This is a genomic window from Pantoea sp. PNA 03-3, assembly GCF_003201175.1.
Lineage (GTDB): Bacteria > Pseudomonadota > Gammaproteobacteria > Enterobacterales > Enterobacteriaceae > Pantoea > Pantoea stewartii.
The window spans coordinates 54,493-71,024 of the sequence record NZ_QICO01000004.1; the positions used below are offsets into that span (position 1 = coordinate 54,493).

A 16,532-nucleotide genomic window follows, 5' to 3' on the forward strand; every position below is an offset into this window, starting at 1 on the left:
TTATGCTGTCTTCATCAGCCTTCGTGCAAGCCGCACTCGCGTTTCAGGCCAAAGAAACGTGTTTCTTCTTCCGCCATGCCCGGCTCCCACTTACGCGTGGTGTGCGTATCTCCCACCGACAGGTAGCCTTCGTCCCACAACGGATGGTATTTCAGATTATGGGTTTGCAGATACTGATGAACCTGGCGGTTATCCCAGTCAATAATCGGCAGCACTTTAAACACACCGCGCTGAACGCCCAGTACCGGCAGACTGGCACGACTGCCTGACTGATCGCGACGCAGGCCCGCAAACCAGGTCTGGGCGCCCAGCGTTTCCAGTGCCCGGTTCATCGGCTCAACTTTGTTGATTTGGTTGTACTGCTCAATGCCTTCAACCCCTTGTTCCCACAGCTTGCCATAACGCGCTTCCTGCCAGGCAGGCGACGTTTCGGCGCGGAACACCTTCAGGTTGAGATTGAGCTGGTCGGCCAGCTCATCTATAAAGCGATACGTTTCCGGAAACAGATAGCCCGTATCTGTGAGGATAACCGGAATATCGGGTTGCACACGCGTGACCAGATGTAGCGATACGGCAGCCTGAATACCAAAGCTGGACGAGAGCACATAAGCACCCGGCAGGTTTTCCAGTGCCCAGCTTACGCGTTCTTCCGCAGAGGCTTTTTCCAGTTGGGCATTCGTCGCGGCCAGTGCCATCGCGCGCTGGACCTTCGACATCGCATTCAGTGCTGCAAGATCGATACTCATTTTGCCTCCTGCCAGAAGTCGCGCGCAGGGTCCAGCACCGGAGCAACGATGCCCGCACGGATCACGAAGTCGCCAAAGCCTTCTGCGGCCTCGCGCTCTTTCGCCCAGCGCCCTACCAGCTCATCAATTGTGGCGAGAATTTCAGGTTCGGTAATGTTTTCACGGTACATACGTGGGATGCGCGTGCCGATACGGTTACCCCCAATGTGCAGGTTGTAACGCCCTGGCGCTTTCCCGACCAGGCCCACTTCTGCCAGCATCGCACGGCCACAGCCGTTCGGACAACCGGTAACGCGTAGCACGATGTGCTCTTCACCGACGCCGTGATTGTGCATGATCGCTTCAACCCGGGTGACGAAAGACGGCAGGAAACGCTCAGCCTCCGCCATAGCCAGTGGACAGGTCGGAAACGCCACGCAGGCCATTGAGTTTTCTCGCTGCGGCGTCACGTTTTCCATCAGGCCATGTTCACGGGCAATCGCCTCAATCTGCGCTTTCTGGCTTTCTGGCACGCCCGCCACGATCAGATTCTGGTTGGCGGTCAGGCGGAAATCGCCCTGATGAATTTTGGCGATTTCGGCGATGCCGCTTTTTAACGGACGTCCCGGATAATCCAGCAGACGGCCGTTTTCAATGAACAGCGTCAGATGCCATTTGTTGTCGATACCTTTGATCCAGCCGAAACGATCGCCGCGTGTAGTGAATTCATAAGGGCGCGTCGGCTCAAACGTCACACCGGCGCGCTTCTCAACTTCGGCCTTAAAGGTGTCAACGCCCACGCGCTCCAGCGTGTATTTGGTTTTAGCGTTTTTACGATCGGTACGGTTGCCCCAGTCGCGCTGCGTGGTAACCACCGCCGCGGCGACGTCCAGAATCTTCTCTACCGGAAAATAGCCGAATTCGCTGGCGGTACGGGCATAGGTCGCTTTGTTACCGTGCTCAATGGACAAACCGCCGCCCACCAGCAGGTTAAAGCCGACCAGCTTGCCGTTTTCCGCAATGGCAATAAAGTTCAGATCGTTAGCGTGCAGATCGACATCATTGTGCGGCGGGATCACCACCGTGGTTTTAAACTTACGCGGCAGGTAGGTTTCCCCCAGGATCGGCTCTTCGTCGGTTGTGGCGACTTTCTCCTGATCCCACCAGATCTCAGCATAGGCGCGGGTTTGCGGCAGCAGATGTTCTGACAGCTTTTTCGCCCATTCGTAGGCTTCCTGATGCAACGCGGATTCCACCGGGTTGGAGGTACACAGGACGTTACGGTTAACGTCATTCGCCGTCGCCAGCGCATCCAGCCCCACTTCGTGCAACATCTGATGCGTAGGTTTGACGTTCTTTTTCAGGATGCCGTGAAACTGGAACGTCTGACGGTTCGTCAGACGAATGCTGCCGTAAAGCGTTTTCTCGGTGGCAAACTTATCGATCGCCAGCCACTGGGTCGGCGTAATAATCCCACCCGGCAGGCGGCAGCGCAGCATCATGGCATGGCGCGGTTCCAGCTTTTGCTCGGCGCGTTCTGCGCGAATATCGCGATCATCCTGCTGGTACATGCCGTGAAAACGGATCAGCAGGAAGTTGTCGCCGCTGAAACCACCGGTCAGTCCATCCTCAAGATCGTCAAGAATGGTTCCACGCAGATAATTGCTCTCTTTTTTTAACCGCTCTGCATCTGTCAGTTTGCCTTCAACCACCAGCGGTCCAGGGTATTTTTCAGTCATTAGTAAACGTCTCGCTGATAGCGGCGCTCAATGCGCAGCTCACTTAAAAATTCGTCAGCCGTTTCACGATCCATAGCACCGTGCTCGACCACCACATCCAGTAACGCCTGCTCAACGTCTCTTGCCATGCGATTTGCATCGCCGCAGACATACAGGTGCGCGCCATCCTGAATCCAGCGCCAGACTTCCGCACCCTTTGCGCGGATTTTATCTTGTACGTATATTTTCTCTGCCTGATCGCGCGACCAGGCCAGATCGATGTGCGTTAACAGGCCGTCTTTAACATATTTCTGCCATTCCACCTGATACAGAAAGTCATCCGTAAAGTGCGGATTGCCAAAGAACAGCCAGTTTTTCCCGCTGGCCCCATCGTTATCACGCTGTTGCATAAAGGCGCGGAACGGGGCGATTCCGGTGCCCGGACCAATCATGATCACAGGTGCATCGGGATTCTCCGGCAGGCGGAAGTTATCATTATGTTCGATAAACACCCGGACTTCGCCGTCTTCTTCAACACGGTCTGCCAGCCAGGTTGATGCGCCGCCGCCGCGCTGCCGTCCTTCGATATCAAAACGTACCGCACCCACGGTGATATGCACTTCGGTATCGGTCTCCGCCTGCGAAGAGGCAATCGAATACAAGCGCGGGGTTAAGGGACGCAGCAGACCGGTCAGCTGCTCAGCCGTCAGTTGCGCAGGCGCCAGGCGAACCATATCGACAATCGGATAACGTTGCGCGTACTGTTGAAGTTTAGCTTTGTCATCCACCAGCGACAGCAGTTCATCGTTGCGGGATAAAGTGGCGTACTGCGCCACAATTTGCGCGGTGTTGACCGTTAACTCGAAATGTTTCTGCAGCGCCTCTGCCAGCGGCAGCGTCTGGCCCTGTACGTCAACCGGCTCATCGCCTTTTAACCACACCAGCTCCAGCAGTTCGCTGACCAACGCGGCATCGTTTTCATACCAGACGCCCAGCGCATCGCCGGGCTGGTAGCGCAAACCGGAATCGCCCAAATCAATTTCGATATGGCGGACGTCTTTATCCGAATCGCGGCCGGTGATTTTCTGATTGACCGATAAACTCGCGCTGAGGGGCTGCGTTTTGGAATAGGGGCTGGTGGACACTTCATTGACGCTGCCCGCCACGGTTGCCGCCGCCTGTGCGGGCGAGGCCGTCGGGACCCGTGCTTTCAGAATGTCGGTGAGCGCCAGGCGCCAGGCGCTGGCCTGCTCAGCATAGTCAACATCGGCATCAACCCGATCCAGCAGGCGTTCCGCCCCCAGCTCAGCCAGCCGTGTATCGAAATCTTTGCCCGCCTTGCTGAAGAATTCATAGGAGGTGTCGCCCAGACCCAGTACGGCAAAAGCCGCACCGTCCATTTTGGGCGCTTTTTTCGACATCAGGAATTTATGCAGCGCAACGGCTTCTTCCGGCGGCTCGCCTTCCCCTTGCGTGGAGGTCACCACAATCAGCAGCTTTTCCTGGCCGATTTGTTTAAATTTGTAGTCGCCGGCGTTCACCAGATTCACGGTCAGCTTTGCGGCCTGCAGGTCATCGCGGAGCTGTTCAGCCACCCGACGGGCGTTGCCGGTTTGCGAGGCGGAAAGCAGCGTAATCGCGGGCGCTTCAGGCTGTGCCGGAGCGCTGGCCACCGCCTGACCCGGCGCATGATTGACTTTGCCCCAGAAGTAGCCGGAGAGCCACGCCATTTGAGTGGTGGAAAAATCTGTCGTTGCTGCCTCTAAACGGGCAAGTTGCTCCGGAGAGAGCGGAAGCAGTGAACCTGGGGCCTGAGTCGTCATCGCGATAAAAATTCCAGTAGCAGAAATCCGGACCGAATAGTGGCGGAAGAGAGAGAAGGGTACAGCCAGCTATATTAACGATTAAAGACGCCTTCGACATATCAAATAACCAAAATGACTAAATGGTTTTTCAGATACAATTAATCGTTAAAAGTGGTAATCCTGACAGTCATCAACAGACTCAGGTAATCATCCTTCCCGCTCTGATTAATGGCGGGTGATTGCCCTGAATACGTGGCATAACGAATTGCCAAAGCGACGATACGAGAGGATCGGGTGCCTGAGACAGTAACTGCATTATCGCCTGCGCTGACAGAGCGAATCCTGGATAAACTGGGCCTGGATCACTCCCCTGCCCCAGATGCGGCCGGACTTCAGGCGCTTTACCGCGCCTGGTGCCAGAAGGTGCCCTTCGACAATATCCGCCGGCGCATTCTCGCGAACGATCCTCCTTCCCAACCGTTGCCCGGCACTACGGCCGACGATTTTTTCACGCACTGGCTACAATTCGGCACTGGCGGCACCTGCTGGGCCGGTCATGGCGCACTCTTTGCGCTGCTCATGCAACTAGGATTTCGTGCGCAACTCGGTGTATCCAGGATGCTGTCCTCGCGTCCGTCCCCCGTCGATTCTCCCGGTCATGGTCTGCTGTTGGTCACCCTCGACGATCGTCCTCTGGTGGTGGATGCTACGATGCTTCATGGCCATCCGCTGCCGCTTGAGGTAGCAGAGTATGCGCATCCCGTCTGGGGCACGCAGGTTCATCAGCAGGGCGACAGTTGGTTGATTAACTGGAAGCCGTTAGGTCGGGCAAGGCTGGATTGTCAGCTCCTGGCGCTTAATATCCCCTTCGCTGACTTTCAGGCGCGCCATCAAAAAAGCCGCAACACCAGTCGCTTTGACGGTGCACTGCTGATTCGTCGGGCAGGTCATGAAACACTCACCGGCATCGTTAAAGGTGAGCAGGTAGTAAGAGCCCAGGACGGAAGCGAAAGCTTCACGCCGCTGTCACAATCACAACAACATCAGTTGTTAATTGAACATTTCGGTATCGCCGAAGAAATCGTGGCGCGTCTTCCCGCCGACGTGTCGCACAACGGTTAACGGCTTTATGCCGGGTTAACGCCCTGATGCGCTTAACCATTCTGGCGATTGTCTGAGCAAACTGCGCTTAACGGGTGCGAAAAAGCTGCTTTTCAGGTAGAATTCGGCCCGTTTTTAATGCCTGAGAGCGATTATGTCTACCACGTTATTTAAAGAGTTCCAGTTCGAAGCCGCACACCATTTACCTAATGTACCGGCCGGACACAAATGCGGTCGTTTGCACGGTCACTCCTTCCTGGTGCGTCTGGAAATCACCGGCGAAGTGGATGCGCATACCGGCTGGGTGATGGATTTTGCTGAACTGAAAGCGGCCTTTAAACCCCTTTATGACCGGCTTGATCATTATTACCTCAATGACATTCCGGGACTGGAGAATCCGACCAGCGAAGTGCTGGCCAAATGGATTTGGGATCATATGAAGCCTCGCCTGCCGTTGCTGAGCGCGGTCATGATCAAAGAAACCTGCACCGCAGGCTGTACCTACCGCGGTTAACCGGCCGCCCTTCGCCAACGGGCGGCTGATCGGACACAGGGTTGATCAGTCGGCAGGGTTGCTGACATGTGCATTGTAACGTTCCGTCGGCTGTCATCCCGCTGTCATCTTTACCGACCAGGCTGTTCTCTCCTTCATTAAAGATCAAGAGAATCAACAATGAACCTGAGAAAGCCTTTTCTGGCCTTGTCCGTTTTTATCACTGCCTCTGCCGCCGTCCAGGCGGAAAACATCCTTAACTTCCCGCAACCCGAAACGCTGCCGGATGCCTTCTATGCCGTCACGGAAATTCCGGCAGGCGGCATCATTAAATATGAAACCGATGCGAAAACCGGTTTCATCGTTGCCGACCGTTTTCAGTCCATGCCGGTTGCGTATCCGGCTAACTACGGTTCGCTGACGCAATCACTGGGCGGTGATAACGATCCGCTGGATGTGATCTTCTATACGCGCGCCCCACTCGCCCCCGGGACACTCATTAAACTGCGCCCGATTGGCGTACTGAAAATGATCGACGGCGGCGAAGTGGATGACAAAATTGTCGCCGTACCCGCCAGTCATGTCGATCCAACCTATGATGCGATTCAGACGGTAGCCGATTTGCCCAAAATGGAGCAGCAGCGGCTGGAGGCTTTTTTTCGCGTTTACAAGGAACTGCCCGAGGGCCGTAAGAAGGTTGAGCTGAAAGGGTTTGAAGACGCGAACGCCGCAAAAGCGGAGATTAAGCAGGCTTATGAAACCTGGAAAGCGAAACAGTAAATGAAAAAGGCGGCCAGGGCCGCCTTTTTGCTGTCAGGCAATATTCAGGTATTTATGCGTCTGCATCGACAGGCGCCAGTTGCGCGCAATGCAGGTTTCGATACACAGTTTGGTCGCATCATCTTTGCGACTGATCGGCTGCAGCGCAATAATGCGCGCTTTCGTGTCCTGAATCCCGGCCAGTAAATCGTCTAAGGCCTCCACATCACGTTGCCGTGCTACCGGATGTTTGATCTCATCTGCACGGCTCAGCGCCTGTGCCAGGACATCATAACCGCCGCGCATATTAACCTTCGGCGACACGGTCACCCAGGTTTGTGCAGAGCAGTGGATTTCGTGGGTCCCGCTGGTTTCGATCTGGCACTGAAACCCTGCGGCTTCCAGCGCGTCGGTCAGTGGGCGCAAATCGTAGATGGCCGGTTCTCCGCCGGTGATCACAATGTGACGGGCCGTCCAGCCCTGTTGCGCGATGCTGCTGAGCAGCATTGGCACATCCGCGTTGCCCCAGGCATCGCTTTCCACCGTTTTAACCAGAATATCGCCTAATGCTGTTTCCCGATCCGCCTGTTTTTCCCAGGTGTGTTTGGTGTCACACCAACTGCATCCTACCGGACATCCCTGTAAGCGGATGAAAATCGCCGGCACGCCGGTGTAATAGCCTTCGCCTTGCAGCGTCTGGAACATTTCGTTAATCGGGTACTGCATAATCATCTCTGTGAAGTTTTAAAACGCGATTATCGCAGAACTCAGCGCTGAGATCATGTCAGGTGATGCTGAACCGACGCGATCTGCTGTGAACGCGCCAGGCGACAGGAGGACAGCAGGCGGGATCAGAGGGCCAGATCCACCCACACCGCCGCATGATCAGACGCCGCATTCACCTCTTTTTTCAGTTCGGGATAGGTTTCCCATTTTACCGGGCGAACACCGGGCCACATCCCTTTGCGCCACACGCCGCCTTTTTCGACCTTTTTCCACAGGGCGGGCGACAGCAAAATATAGTCAATTTTATTACTGGCGCTGCAACCGCCCCAGGTACCGGGATAGCCACCGTTATCAAACTTTTCATGGGTAAAGATATCTTTCAGGTCGGTGTCCTTCAGCAACGGCGATAAGGCCTCGCTGTCTGGCGTGTCGTTAAAATCGCCCGTGATCGCGATCAGGGTTTGCCCGTCTTTAATGCGTTGCTGATATATCGCTTTGACCCGCTCCGCCTGCCGTTTACGGCGGGCGTCAGAGGTGGCTTTTGCACCGTACCCTTTGCTTTTAAAATGGTTAACCAGCACAAGCAGGGTTTGACCGTCGGGCAAAGGAATCGTGAATTCGGGACAGTCGCGCGAGAAAATCAGCTCGCCCTGTTTATCTTTGTCATCGACATGACTTCGGATTGTGTCGATAGCAAAGTCTGCCGCGCTCATTAGCCCGACATCAATGCCCCGCTCATCGTTGCCATCAATCACCATCACATGATTAAACGGCGTGCCGCCGCGGGCAGGCAGCATCGTGTTATTAAATTCCAGCAACGCGGGGCGGCTTTCTGCTTCCACGACCGTCAGGATATCCGCCCTGAGATCTGTCATGACCTGCGCCGTTAATCCCATAGCAATCTCGTCTATCGGCGCACGTCGCAGTTCCAGCGATCCGACCCAGTCAGCACGGCCATTGGCGATAATGCGAATGCCGCTGTTGTCTGTGGGTCGGGTCAACAGTTTACCCCGGTTGCGCCGCAGGAGAACAAAAGGCCCGGTGTCTGACTTTTGCAGTCCCAGCGCCACCATCAGTTCAACCATCTGTTTTTTCATCGCGTCGGTATACTCAGCCTGCCCCAGCAGGGCATTCAGCTCGGCGAATTTTTCGAGTACCGGTTTTCCTGCACGCCATTCGTTCTGATTCATCGCTCTGGCGCGATCAAACAGGTTTTCAACGTTATACGAAGCCAGCCTCACAGGTTTTCTCCTTCAGCCAGTTAAACTTTGCCTGAAAGCGGTGATTCATGCGCCTCAGGCGAGCAACAGGATGCGTCAGATTCATGTATACAGCGTCAGTATCGGTGGGTTGTGTTAAGCACAGATGTAAACAGCATAGACGTCGCAGAAAAAGGTGAGGAAGCCTGACGGCAAAGGCATAAAAAAACCCGCCACGTGGGCGGGTTTTCATCAGAAGTCAGAAGTCAGAAGTCAGTAAACTTACTGGCCTTTTACTTCTTTCAGACCGTTGAAGGGCGCTTTTGAACCCAGCGCTTCTTCGATACGGATCAGCTGGTTGTACTTCGCAACACGGTCAGAACGGCTCATTGAACCGGTTTTGATCTGGCCTGCAGCAGTACCGACCGCCAGGTCAGCGATGGTCGCATCTTCGGTTTCACCTGAACGGTGAGAGATCACAGCGGTGTAGCCTGCGTCTTTCGCCATTTTAATCGCAGCCAGGGTTTCGGTCAGTGAACCGATCTGGTTGAATTTGATCAGGATGGAGTTCGCGATGCCTTTCTCGATACCTTCTTTCAGGATCTTCGTGTTGGTAACGAACAGGTCGTCACCTACCAGCTGGATTTTGTCGCCCAGCACTTTGGTCTGGTAGGCGAAGCCATCCCAGTCAGATTCGTCCAGGCCATCTTCGATAGAAACGATCGGATACTGCTTCGTCAGATCTTCCAGGAAGTGGGTGAACTCTTCAGAGGTGAAGGCCTTACCGCCTTCACCGGCCAGCACGTATTTGCCATCTTTGTAGAATTCAGATGCCGCACAGTCCATTGCCAGGGTGATATCTTTACCCAGCTCATAGCCTGCTGCTTTTACCGCTTCCGCGATAACCGCCAGCGCTTCGGCGTTAGAACCCAGGTTTGGCGCATAGCCACCTTCGTCACCTACCGCTGTGCTCATACCTTTGCTTTTCAGCACTTTCGCCAGGTTGTGGAACACTTCTGAACCCATGCGGATCGCTTCTTTCACGCTTGATGCGCCGACAGGCTGAATCATGAATTCCTGAATGTCGACGTTGTTGTCCGCGTGCTCACCACCGTTGATGATGTTCATCATAGGCAGTGGCATAGAATATTTGCCTGGGGTGCCGTTCAGTTCAGCGATGTGCTCATACAGCGCCTGACCTTTAGAGGCTGCCGCCGCTTTTGCCGCAGCCAGTGAAACAGCCAGAATGGCGTTAGCACCGAAGTTAGATTTGTTCTCAGTACCGTCCAGGTCGATCATGATTTTATCGATGTTCGCCTGATCTTTCGCGTCTTTGCCTTTTACCGCTTCAGCAATCGGACCGTTAACCGCAGCAACCGCTTTAGTTACGCCTTTGCCCAGGAAGCGAGATTTGTCACCGTCACGCAGTTCCAGTGCTTCACGAGAACCGGTAGAGGCACCTGATGGTGCTGCAGCCAGGCCTACGAAGCCGCCTTCCAGGTGCACTTCAGCTTCAACAGTTGGGTTGCCACGTGAGTCGATAATTTCGCGACCGATGACTTTTACGATTTTGGCCATTACGATTTTCCTCAGTACAAGTTAGTCAATCCTAAGACAAACAACGCGCGAAAAGTTCGCGCGTTGTTCGTTAAACTTATTTCGCTAAACGCTTCTGATGCTCATGTGCTGCCTTCACAAACCCGGCAAACAACGGATGACCATCGCGTGGCGTCGATGTGAACTCAGGGTGGAACTGGCAAGCAATAAACCATGGATGGTTCGGGATCTCAATGATCTCAACCAACTGATCGTCGCCAGAACGTCCTGCCACGCGTAAACCCGCTGCTTCAATTTGCTTCAGCAGCATATTATTTACTTCGTAGCGGTGACGATGGCGCTCAACAATCGTGTCAGAACCGTACAGCTGGCGAACCTTGCTTTCTGGGGTCAACTGGCACTGCTGGCTGCCAAGACGCATGGTACCGCCCAGATCGCTCTGCTCAGAACGGACTTCAACGTTACCTTCTTCGTCACGCCATTCGGTGATCAAGGCGACCACCGGGTACTTACAGTCTGGCACAAATTCTGTGGAGTTTGCGCCTTCCATACCGGCAACATTGCGCGCGAACTCCATCAGGGCAACCTGCATGCCAAGACAGATGCCGAGATAAGGCACGTTGTTTTCGCGGGCATATTTCGCCGTCATCAGCTTGCCTTCGACACCGCGGTAACCAAACCCACCCGGAATCAGAATGGCATCTAAATCTTTCAGCAATTCGACACCGCGGGTTTCTACGTCCTGGGAGTCGATCAGCTTGATGTTGACGGTAACGCGATTCTTCAGCCCGCCGTGCTTCAGGGCTTCAATAACAGATTTATACGCATCCGGCAGTTCGACATATTTGCCCACCATACCAATGGTGACTTCGCCGCCCGGGTTCGCTTCTTCATAAATCACCTGCTCCCACTCGGCCAGATTGGCTTCCGGAGCATTCAGATTGAAACGCTTACAGATATAGTCATCCAGACCCTGCGATTTCAGCATGCCTGGAATTTTGTAGATGGAATCGACGTCTTTCAGCGAAATAACGGCTTTTTCTGGCACGTTACAGAACAGGGCAATTTTGCCACGCTCGTTGGCCGGCACCGCCCGATCGGAACGGCAGATCAGGACATCTGGCTGAATACCGATAGAGAGCAGTTCTTTTACAGAGTGCTGCGTCGGCTTGGTTTTGACCTCGCCCGCTGCCGCCATGTAAGGCACCAGCGTCAGGTGCATGTACATCGTGTGTTCGCGGCCCACGTCGACGGCCATCTGACGAATCGCTTCCAGGAACGGCAGGGATTCGATATCACCGACCGTACCGCCGATTTCGACCAGCACGACGTCGTGACCTTCGCCACCTTCGATGATGCGCTCTTTAATCGCATTAGTAATATGCGGAATGACCTGAATCGTGGCACCCAGATAGTCGCCACGGCGCTCTTTGCGCAGGACTTCCGAGTAGATACGGCCAGTGGTGAAGTTGTTGCGGCGCGACATTTTCGTGCGGATGAAGCGCTCATAGTGACCCAAATCCAGATCGGTTTCGGCCCCATCATCAGTGACGAATACTTCACCGTGCTGTGTCGGGCTCATGGTACCCGGATCGACGTTAATGTACGGATCCAGTTTCATGATGGTCACGTTCAGACCACGCGCTTCGAGAATGGCTGCGAGGGAGGCTGCGGCAATGCCTTTACCCAGAGAGGAAACGACCCCGCCGGTCACAAAAATATAATTCGTTGTCATGCTGAACCTGAGAGTTTAGGTTTAAAGACGGTGGAATAACCAGGACGGGAAAACAGTATACTGGAAACCGCCATCAGCCACAATTGATGAATCACATCCCTCTCCTCACGCATTGCTGCGCGTACCTTAGCGGATAGCGGTTAACAAAATGTTGACGTACATCACAAAGTTGACGCGAAGCTGAATCGAGTAAGCCCGAGCGCGCACTTTATGCGCAGCGCTGGAATAATCAGCGTTTTTCGTCGGCTTTTACCTGCTGCCAGGCCGCTTCCATTTGTTCCAGCGTGGCGCCAGGCATAGACAGTCCCTGTGCAGTAATGATTGCTTCCACCGCACGGAAACGGCGTTCAAACTTATCGTTGGCCTTCTGTAGCGCGATTTCGGCTTTGCTGCCCAAGTGACGCGAGAGGTTAACCGTCGCAAACAGTAAATCGCCGATCTCTTCTTCCAGCTTTTGCGGGTCGACGACGCTTTGCTGCGCCTCATGCATCACCTCATCGATCTCTTCATGCACCTTGTCGACCACCGGGCCCAGCGTGGTCCAGTCAAAGCCCACATTGTGGCAACGCTTTTGAATTTTATGAGCGCGCATCAGCGCAGGCAGCGCTTTTGGAATATCGTCCAGTGCCGAATGCTGGGCTTTCTCTGCCCGTTCCGCGCTTTTTATCGCCTCCCAGTTTTTCAACACCTCAGCACTGTTCCCGGCGGTGCCTTCCGCAAAAATATGCGGATGGCGACGTTCCAGCTTGTCACTGATGGCATGGCAGATATCATCAAAATTAAAGCGCCCCTGCTCCTGTGCCATCTGGGCATAAAACACCACCTGAAACAGCAGATCGCCCAGCTCCCCCCGCAGATCGTCGAAGTCTTCGCGCTGGATCGCATCCAGCACTTCGTAGGTTTCTTCCAGGGTATAAGGCGCGATGGTGGCAAAGGTCTGCTCGCGATCCCACGGGCAGCCCTGTTGCGGATCGCGCAGGGTTTTCATAATGCCCAGCAGGCGATCAATTGACGTCATAGGGTAATCCTTCCGGTGTTTCGTTGGCATAAACGCGGTGATAAAAGCAGCCAGGCGCACGTCGGTCAAAACGTGCGCCTGATGACAGGTTAGTGCAGGCGGCGGGCATCGATGATGTCAGGTACCTGATTGAGGCGAGACAGCACGCGCCCCAGGACCTGGTGATTGTAAATCTCGATGTCCATATCAATGGTGGCGAGCTGTTTTTTGGTATCGCTGCGGCTCGATACGCCGAGCACGTTGACCTTTTCGTTGGCGAGAATCGTGGTGATATCGCGCAACAGCCCGCTGCGATCGTTAGCCGTGACGCGCACCACCAGCGAATAGCCGCTGGAGTAGCTTTCGCCCCATACGGCATCGACGATGCGCTCTGGCGCGTTGGAGATCAGCTCCGACAGCTGATCGCAGTCGGCACGGTGAATGGAAATACCGCGTCCGTGGGTGATAAAGCCGACGATATCATCGCCCGGGATAGGCTGACAGCAGCGTGCGATATGGTGCATGAGGTTGCCCACGCCTTCCACCACGACGCGACCACTTTCCTTGCGGGCAGACGGCGCGTGCGATTTTTGCGTCAGCTGACGCAGGGCTTCACGGTCCTGTTCTTCCGCCGTCGGCTTATTAAGTTTGGCCTGCAGGAAATTCACCATCTGGTGCAGACGAATATCCCCGCCGCCAATGGCGGCCAGTAACTCGTCCAGCGAAGTGACGTTATAGCGCGGCAGCAGCAGCTTCTCGGCTTCACGCAGGCTGATATCCATCTGGTTCAGCTCGTTGTCCAGAATCTGGCGACCGGCGAGAATGTTTTTATCGCGATCCTGCTTACGGAACCAGTTGTGAATTTTGGCGCGGCCACGGCTGGTAGTGATGAATCCTAAATTCGGGTTCAGCCAGTCGCGGCTCGGATTCGGCTGTTTTTGTGTGATGACTTCAACCTGGTCGCCCATCTGCAACTGATAGGTAAAGGGCACGATGCGCCCACCGATTTTGGCACCGATGCAGCGATGGCCGATATCGCTGTGGATATGGTAGGCAAAGTCCAGCGGCGTAGAACCGGCGGGCAAATCGACCACATCGCCTTTCGGGGTAAAGACGTAGACGCGGTCATCAAACACCTGACTGCGGACCTCTTCCAGCAGCTCGCCGGAATCGGCCATCTCTTCCTGCCAGGAGATCAGCTTACGTAACCAGGCAATGCGTTCTTCATGGCCTGCCGCCCCACGGGCATGGCTGGACGACGGGCCTTCTTTGTATTTCCAGTGTGCCGCGACGCCGAGTTCCGCGTCCTCATGCATCTGACGCGTACGAATCTGGATCTCAACGGTTTTACCCTGCGGTCCCAGCACCACCGTATGAATGGACTGATAGCCGTTAGGCTTCGGGTTAGCGACGTAATCGTCGAATTCACTGGGCAGATGGCGGTACAGCGTATGTACCGTACCGAGCGCGCCATAGCAGTCCTGTAAACGCTCAGCCACAATACGCACCGCGCGCACGTCGAACAGCTCATCAAAGGCGAGCGATTTTTTCTGCATCTTGCGCCAGATGCTGTAGATATGTTTGGGACGGCCGTACACTTCGGCACGAACGCCCTCTTTCGCCATCTCTTTACGCAGGTTAACGACAAAGTTATCGATATATTGCTCACGATCGATACGACGTTCGTGCAACAGTTTCGCAATGCGTTTGTATTCTTCGGGATGCAGATAGCGGAAGCAGTAATCTTCCAGCTCCCATTTCAGCTGGCCGATGCCCAGCCGGTTGGCCAGCGGCGCGTAAATATTGGTGCTTTCTTTGGCGGCCAGAACGCGTTCGTCTTCCGGTGCATCCTTCACCTCGCGCAGGTTCATAATGCGCTCTGCCAGCTTAAGCACCACGCAGCGGAAATCTTCCACCATCGCCAGCAGCATGCGGCGCACGTTATCCACCTGCTCTGAGGCCATTGAATCGTTATGAATGGCTTTCAACTGGCGAATCGCATCCATATCGCGCACGCCATGTACCAGCGAAACGATGCCTTTGCCGACGGTTTTTTCCAGCTCTTCTTCGCTGACCACTTCGTCATTGGCGAGCGGGAAAATCAGTGCCGCGCACAGGCTTTCAATGTCCATGCTGAGCATTGAGAGGATTTCCACCATCTCAATACCGCGCCACAGCAGCAGCGACTGGTCGGGATGGCCTTGCGTCTGCGCCTCACAATAGCGCCAGGTTTCAGCAAGACGTTCACATGATTGCGGGTTAGCCACGCCAAGACTGGCGATCCACTGGTCGAGGGCAAATTCCCCTTCCGTATTTAAATGTGCACTTCTGACCGCAACCATATCCTCTCCTGCACAGCGCCCCTGCCGGACACTTATGTTTTTTTTCTGAACAGCACCATGGATTCGAGATGACGGGTATGCGGAAACATATCCAGCATCGCGACCCTTTCCAATTGGTAGCCCGCCGACAACAGTGTTTCGCTGTCACGCGCGAGTGTTACAGGATTACACGACACATAGACCACACGCTGTGGTGATAGTTTGACGACATGGGACATGACACCCGCCGCCCCGGCCCGCGCCGGATCGAGTAACACCTTGTTAAAGCCTTGCGTCGCCCAGGGCTGACGCGAAACATCGTCTTCCAGATTGTGCTGAAAAAATCTGACGTTTTTAAGATCATTGACCTCAGCATTATACTCTGCCTGCTGGACTAATGCTGCAACGCCCTCCACACCTACGGCATTTTGTACCGTTTTTCCTACAGGGAGCGTAAAGTTTCCCATGCCGCAAAACAGGTCCAGCACACGATCGTCAGGCTGTAAATCCAGCCACGCGATTGCCCTGGCGACCATCTGCTGATTCACCGTATCGTTAACCTGAATAAAATCCTGTGGACTGAAGGTTAGCGTAAGCTGGTGTGAATGATAAAACGGGCGTTGTTCACTGATTGCGCGCAGTGCCTCGCCGCCATCATCCAAAAACAGCATGAGCTGATGCTGATGCGAAAACCGTTCCAGTTTTGCCATATCGTCAGCAGTTAATGCATCCAGATGACGCAATAACATCACCGGCCCGTTATCAGCCAGCACCAGTTCGACATGGCCTAAACGGTTGACAGCATTAAGCGTAGTGAGACAATTGCGCAGCGGAATAATCAGCGCCTCAAGTTGGGGCACCAAAACGGGGCACTGCTGGATATCGACCAGATCGTTGGTGGCTTCCTGGCGAAAGCCCATCTGAAGCTGCTGTGTTTTGCTGTGCCACTGCAGGCCAAGGCGGGCACGGCGGCGATAGCCCCAGGCAGGACCGGCGATGATCTCATCCACCGTGATCGGCTGCTTTGCTGCCTGAGTAAGCATTCGTGCCAGCGCACGCGCTTTACTCTGCTGCTGTAGCGGCTCATCAACATGTTGCTGTTGGCAGCCACCACAGCGGCTAAAATGCGGACAGCGAGGTTCAACCCGTGACGGGCTGTGGTTCAACAGACGCTCTGTTTTGGCGCGAGCATACTGGCGCTTCTCCTCCAGCAGGGTGACTTCCGCCTGTTCGCCGGGCAGCGCACCCGCGACAAACAGGGTTTTTCCTTTGTGCCGGGCCACGCCCTGACCGAAAGGATCCAGGTCTTCGATAGTGACGGTCAGCCTTTTTCGGGTCGTCACGCGCTGTTTTGCGGAATAAAATTGCGCCATAGTGTAGTTCTTTCTCTTTAAAT

Annotated in this window: 13 protein-coding genes; 3 read left to right on the forward strand and 10 right to left on the reverse strand. The window is 54.7% G+C overall.

All coding sequences use genetic code 11. From position 1 onward, the window contains the following. Positions 1-14 precede the first annotated feature (14 nt). From C7433_RS13285 to cysJ, 3 genes are read right to left on the reverse strand one after another with little or no spacing between them, the layout of a single operon-like run. Positions 15-746: a phosphoadenylyl-sulfate reductase gene (locus C7433_RS13285; protein WP_006120753.1), complete on the reverse strand. Its 732-nt coding sequence runs from the start codon at positions 744-746 to the stop codon at positions 15-17. Beyond that, complete coding sequence (gene cysI / locus C7433_RS13290; RefSeq protein WP_033739554.1) at positions 743-2,464, reverse strand: assimilatory sulfite reductase (NADPH) hemoprotein subunit; 1,722 nt, start codon at positions 2,462-2,464, stop codon at positions 743-745. Before cysI ends, C7433_RS13285 begins: the two co-directional genes overlap by 4 nt. Continuing rightward, positions 2,464-4,266 carry an NADPH-dependent assimilatory sulfite reductase flavoprotein subunit gene (cysJ, locus tag C7433_RS13295; RefSeq protein ID WP_058702183.1) on the reverse strand — a complete coding sequence of 601 codons (1,803 nt, stop codon included), beginning with the start codon at positions 4,264-4,266 and terminating at the stop codon, positions 2,464-2,466. Before cysJ ends, cysI begins: the two co-directional genes overlap by 1 nt. A 276-nt stretch (positions 4,267-4,542) precedes the next feature. Between cysJ and C7433_RS13300 the strand changes: the two genes are divergently transcribed. From C7433_RS13300 to C7433_RS13310, 3 genes are all read left to right on the forward strand, one after another. Continuing rightward, the gene (locus C7433_RS13300; RefSeq protein ID WP_058702184.1) at positions 4,543-5,370 is read left to right on the forward strand and encodes an arylamine N-acetyltransferase; all 828 of its coding nucleotides are present in this window, start codon (positions 4,543-4,545) and stop codon (positions 5,368-5,370) included. 133 nt (positions 5,371-5,503) lie between these two features. Beyond that, complete coding sequence (gene queD / locus C7433_RS13305) at positions 5,504-5,863, forward strand: 6-carboxytetrahydropterin synthase QueD (RefSeq protein ID WP_006120757.1); 360 nt, start codon at positions 5,504-5,506, stop codon at positions 5,861-5,863. 159 nt (positions 5,864-6,022) lie between these two features. Further along, positions 6,023-6,622: an inorganic diphosphatase gene (locus C7433_RS13310; RefSeq protein ID WP_039338364.1), complete on the forward strand. Its 600-nt coding sequence runs from the start codon at positions 6,023-6,025 to the stop codon at positions 6,620-6,622. Positions 6,623-6,655: 33 nt separating this feature from the next. Here C7433_RS13310 and queE read toward each other — a convergent pair whose 3' ends face one another. The 7 genes from queE to rlmD form a co-directional block, all read right to left on the reverse strand. Next, a complete protein-coding gene (queE, locus tag C7433_RS13315) occupies positions 6,656-7,327 on the reverse strand; it encodes a 7-carboxy-7-deazaguanine synthase QueE (protein WP_006120759.1) in 672 nt (223 codons plus the stop codon). 125 nt (positions 7,328-7,452) lie between these two features. Further along, the gene (locus tag C7433_RS13320) at positions 7,453-8,568 is read right to left on the reverse strand and encodes an endonuclease/exonuclease/phosphatase family protein (protein ID WP_110268343.1); all 1,116 of its coding nucleotides are present in this window, start codon (positions 8,566-8,568) and stop codon (positions 7,453-7,455) included. Between the two features lie 240 nt (positions 8,569-8,808). Continuing rightward, the gene (eno, locus tag C7433_RS13325) at positions 8,809-10,104 is read right to left on the reverse strand and encodes a phosphopyruvate hydratase (RefSeq protein WP_006120761.1); all 1,296 of its coding nucleotides are present in this window, start codon (positions 10,102-10,104) and stop codon (positions 8,809-8,811) included. Between the two features lie 76 nt (positions 10,105-10,180). Then, positions 10,181-11,818 carry a glutamine hydrolyzing CTP synthase gene (gene pyrG, locus C7433_RS13330; protein WP_006120762.1) on the reverse strand — a complete coding sequence of 546 codons (1,638 nt, stop codon included), beginning with the start codon at positions 11,816-11,818 and terminating at the stop codon, positions 10,181-10,183. Positions 11,819-12,047: 229 nt separating this feature from the next. After that, positions 12,048-12,836: a nucleoside triphosphate pyrophosphohydrolase gene (gene mazG / locus C7433_RS13335; protein ID WP_033739678.1), complete on the reverse strand. Its 789-nt coding sequence runs from the start codon at positions 12,834-12,836 to the stop codon at positions 12,048-12,050. 89 nt (positions 12,837-12,925) lie between these two features. Next, complete coding sequence (relA, locus tag C7433_RS13340) at positions 12,926-15,157, reverse strand: GTP diphosphokinase (RefSeq protein WP_006120764.1); 2,232 nt, start codon at positions 15,155-15,157, stop codon at positions 12,926-12,928. 32 nt (positions 15,158-15,189) lie between these two features. Then, a complete protein-coding gene (gene rlmD / locus C7433_RS13345) occupies positions 15,190-16,509 on the reverse strand; it encodes a 23S rRNA (uracil(1939)-C(5))-methyltransferase RlmD (protein ID WP_039338374.1) in 1,320 nt (439 codons plus the stop codon). Positions 16,510-16,532 lie beyond the last annotated feature (23 nt).

Bases quoted from the DNA above. Each gene is read 5' to 3' on its own strand.
- C7433_RS13285 (WP_006120753.1), bottom strand. From the start codon at position 746: ATGAGTATCGATCTTGCAGCACTGAATGCGATGTCGAAGGTCCAGCGC.
- cysI (WP_033739554.1), bottom strand. From the start codon at position 2,464: ATGACTGAAAAATACCCTGGACCGCTGGTGGTTGAAGGCAAACTGACA.
- cysJ (WP_058702183.1), bottom strand. From the start codon at position 4,266: ATGACGACTCAGGCCCCAGGTTCACTGCTTCCGCTCTCTCCGGAGCAA.
- queD (WP_006120757.1), top strand. From the start codon at position 5,504: ATGTCTACCACGTTATTTAAAGAGTTCCAGTTCGAAGCCGCACACCAT.
- C7433_RS13310 (WP_039338364.1), top strand. From the start codon at position 6,023: ATGAACCTGAGAAAGCCTTTTCTGGCCTTGTCCGTTTTTATCACTGCC.
- queE (WP_006120759.1), bottom strand. From the start codon at position 7,327: ATGCAGTACCCGATTAACGAAATGTTCCAGACGCTGCAAGGCGAAGGC.
- eno (WP_006120761.1), bottom strand. From the start codon at position 10,104: ATGGCCAAAATCGTAAAAGTCATCGGTCGCGAAATTATCGACTCACGT.
- pyrG (WP_006120762.1), bottom strand. From the start codon at position 11,818: ATGACAACGAATTATATTTTTGTGACCGGCGGGGTCGTTTCCTCTCTG.
- mazG (WP_033739678.1), bottom strand. From the start codon at position 12,836: ATGACGTCAATTGATCGCCTGCTGGGCATTATGAAAACCCTGCGCGAT.
- relA (WP_006120764.1), bottom strand. From the start codon at position 15,157: ATGGTTGCGGTCAGAAGTGCACATTTAAATACGGAAGGGGAATTTGCC.
- rlmD (WP_039338374.1), bottom strand. From the start codon at position 16,509: ATGGCGCAATTTTATTCCGCAAAACAGCGCGTGACGACCCGAAAAAGG.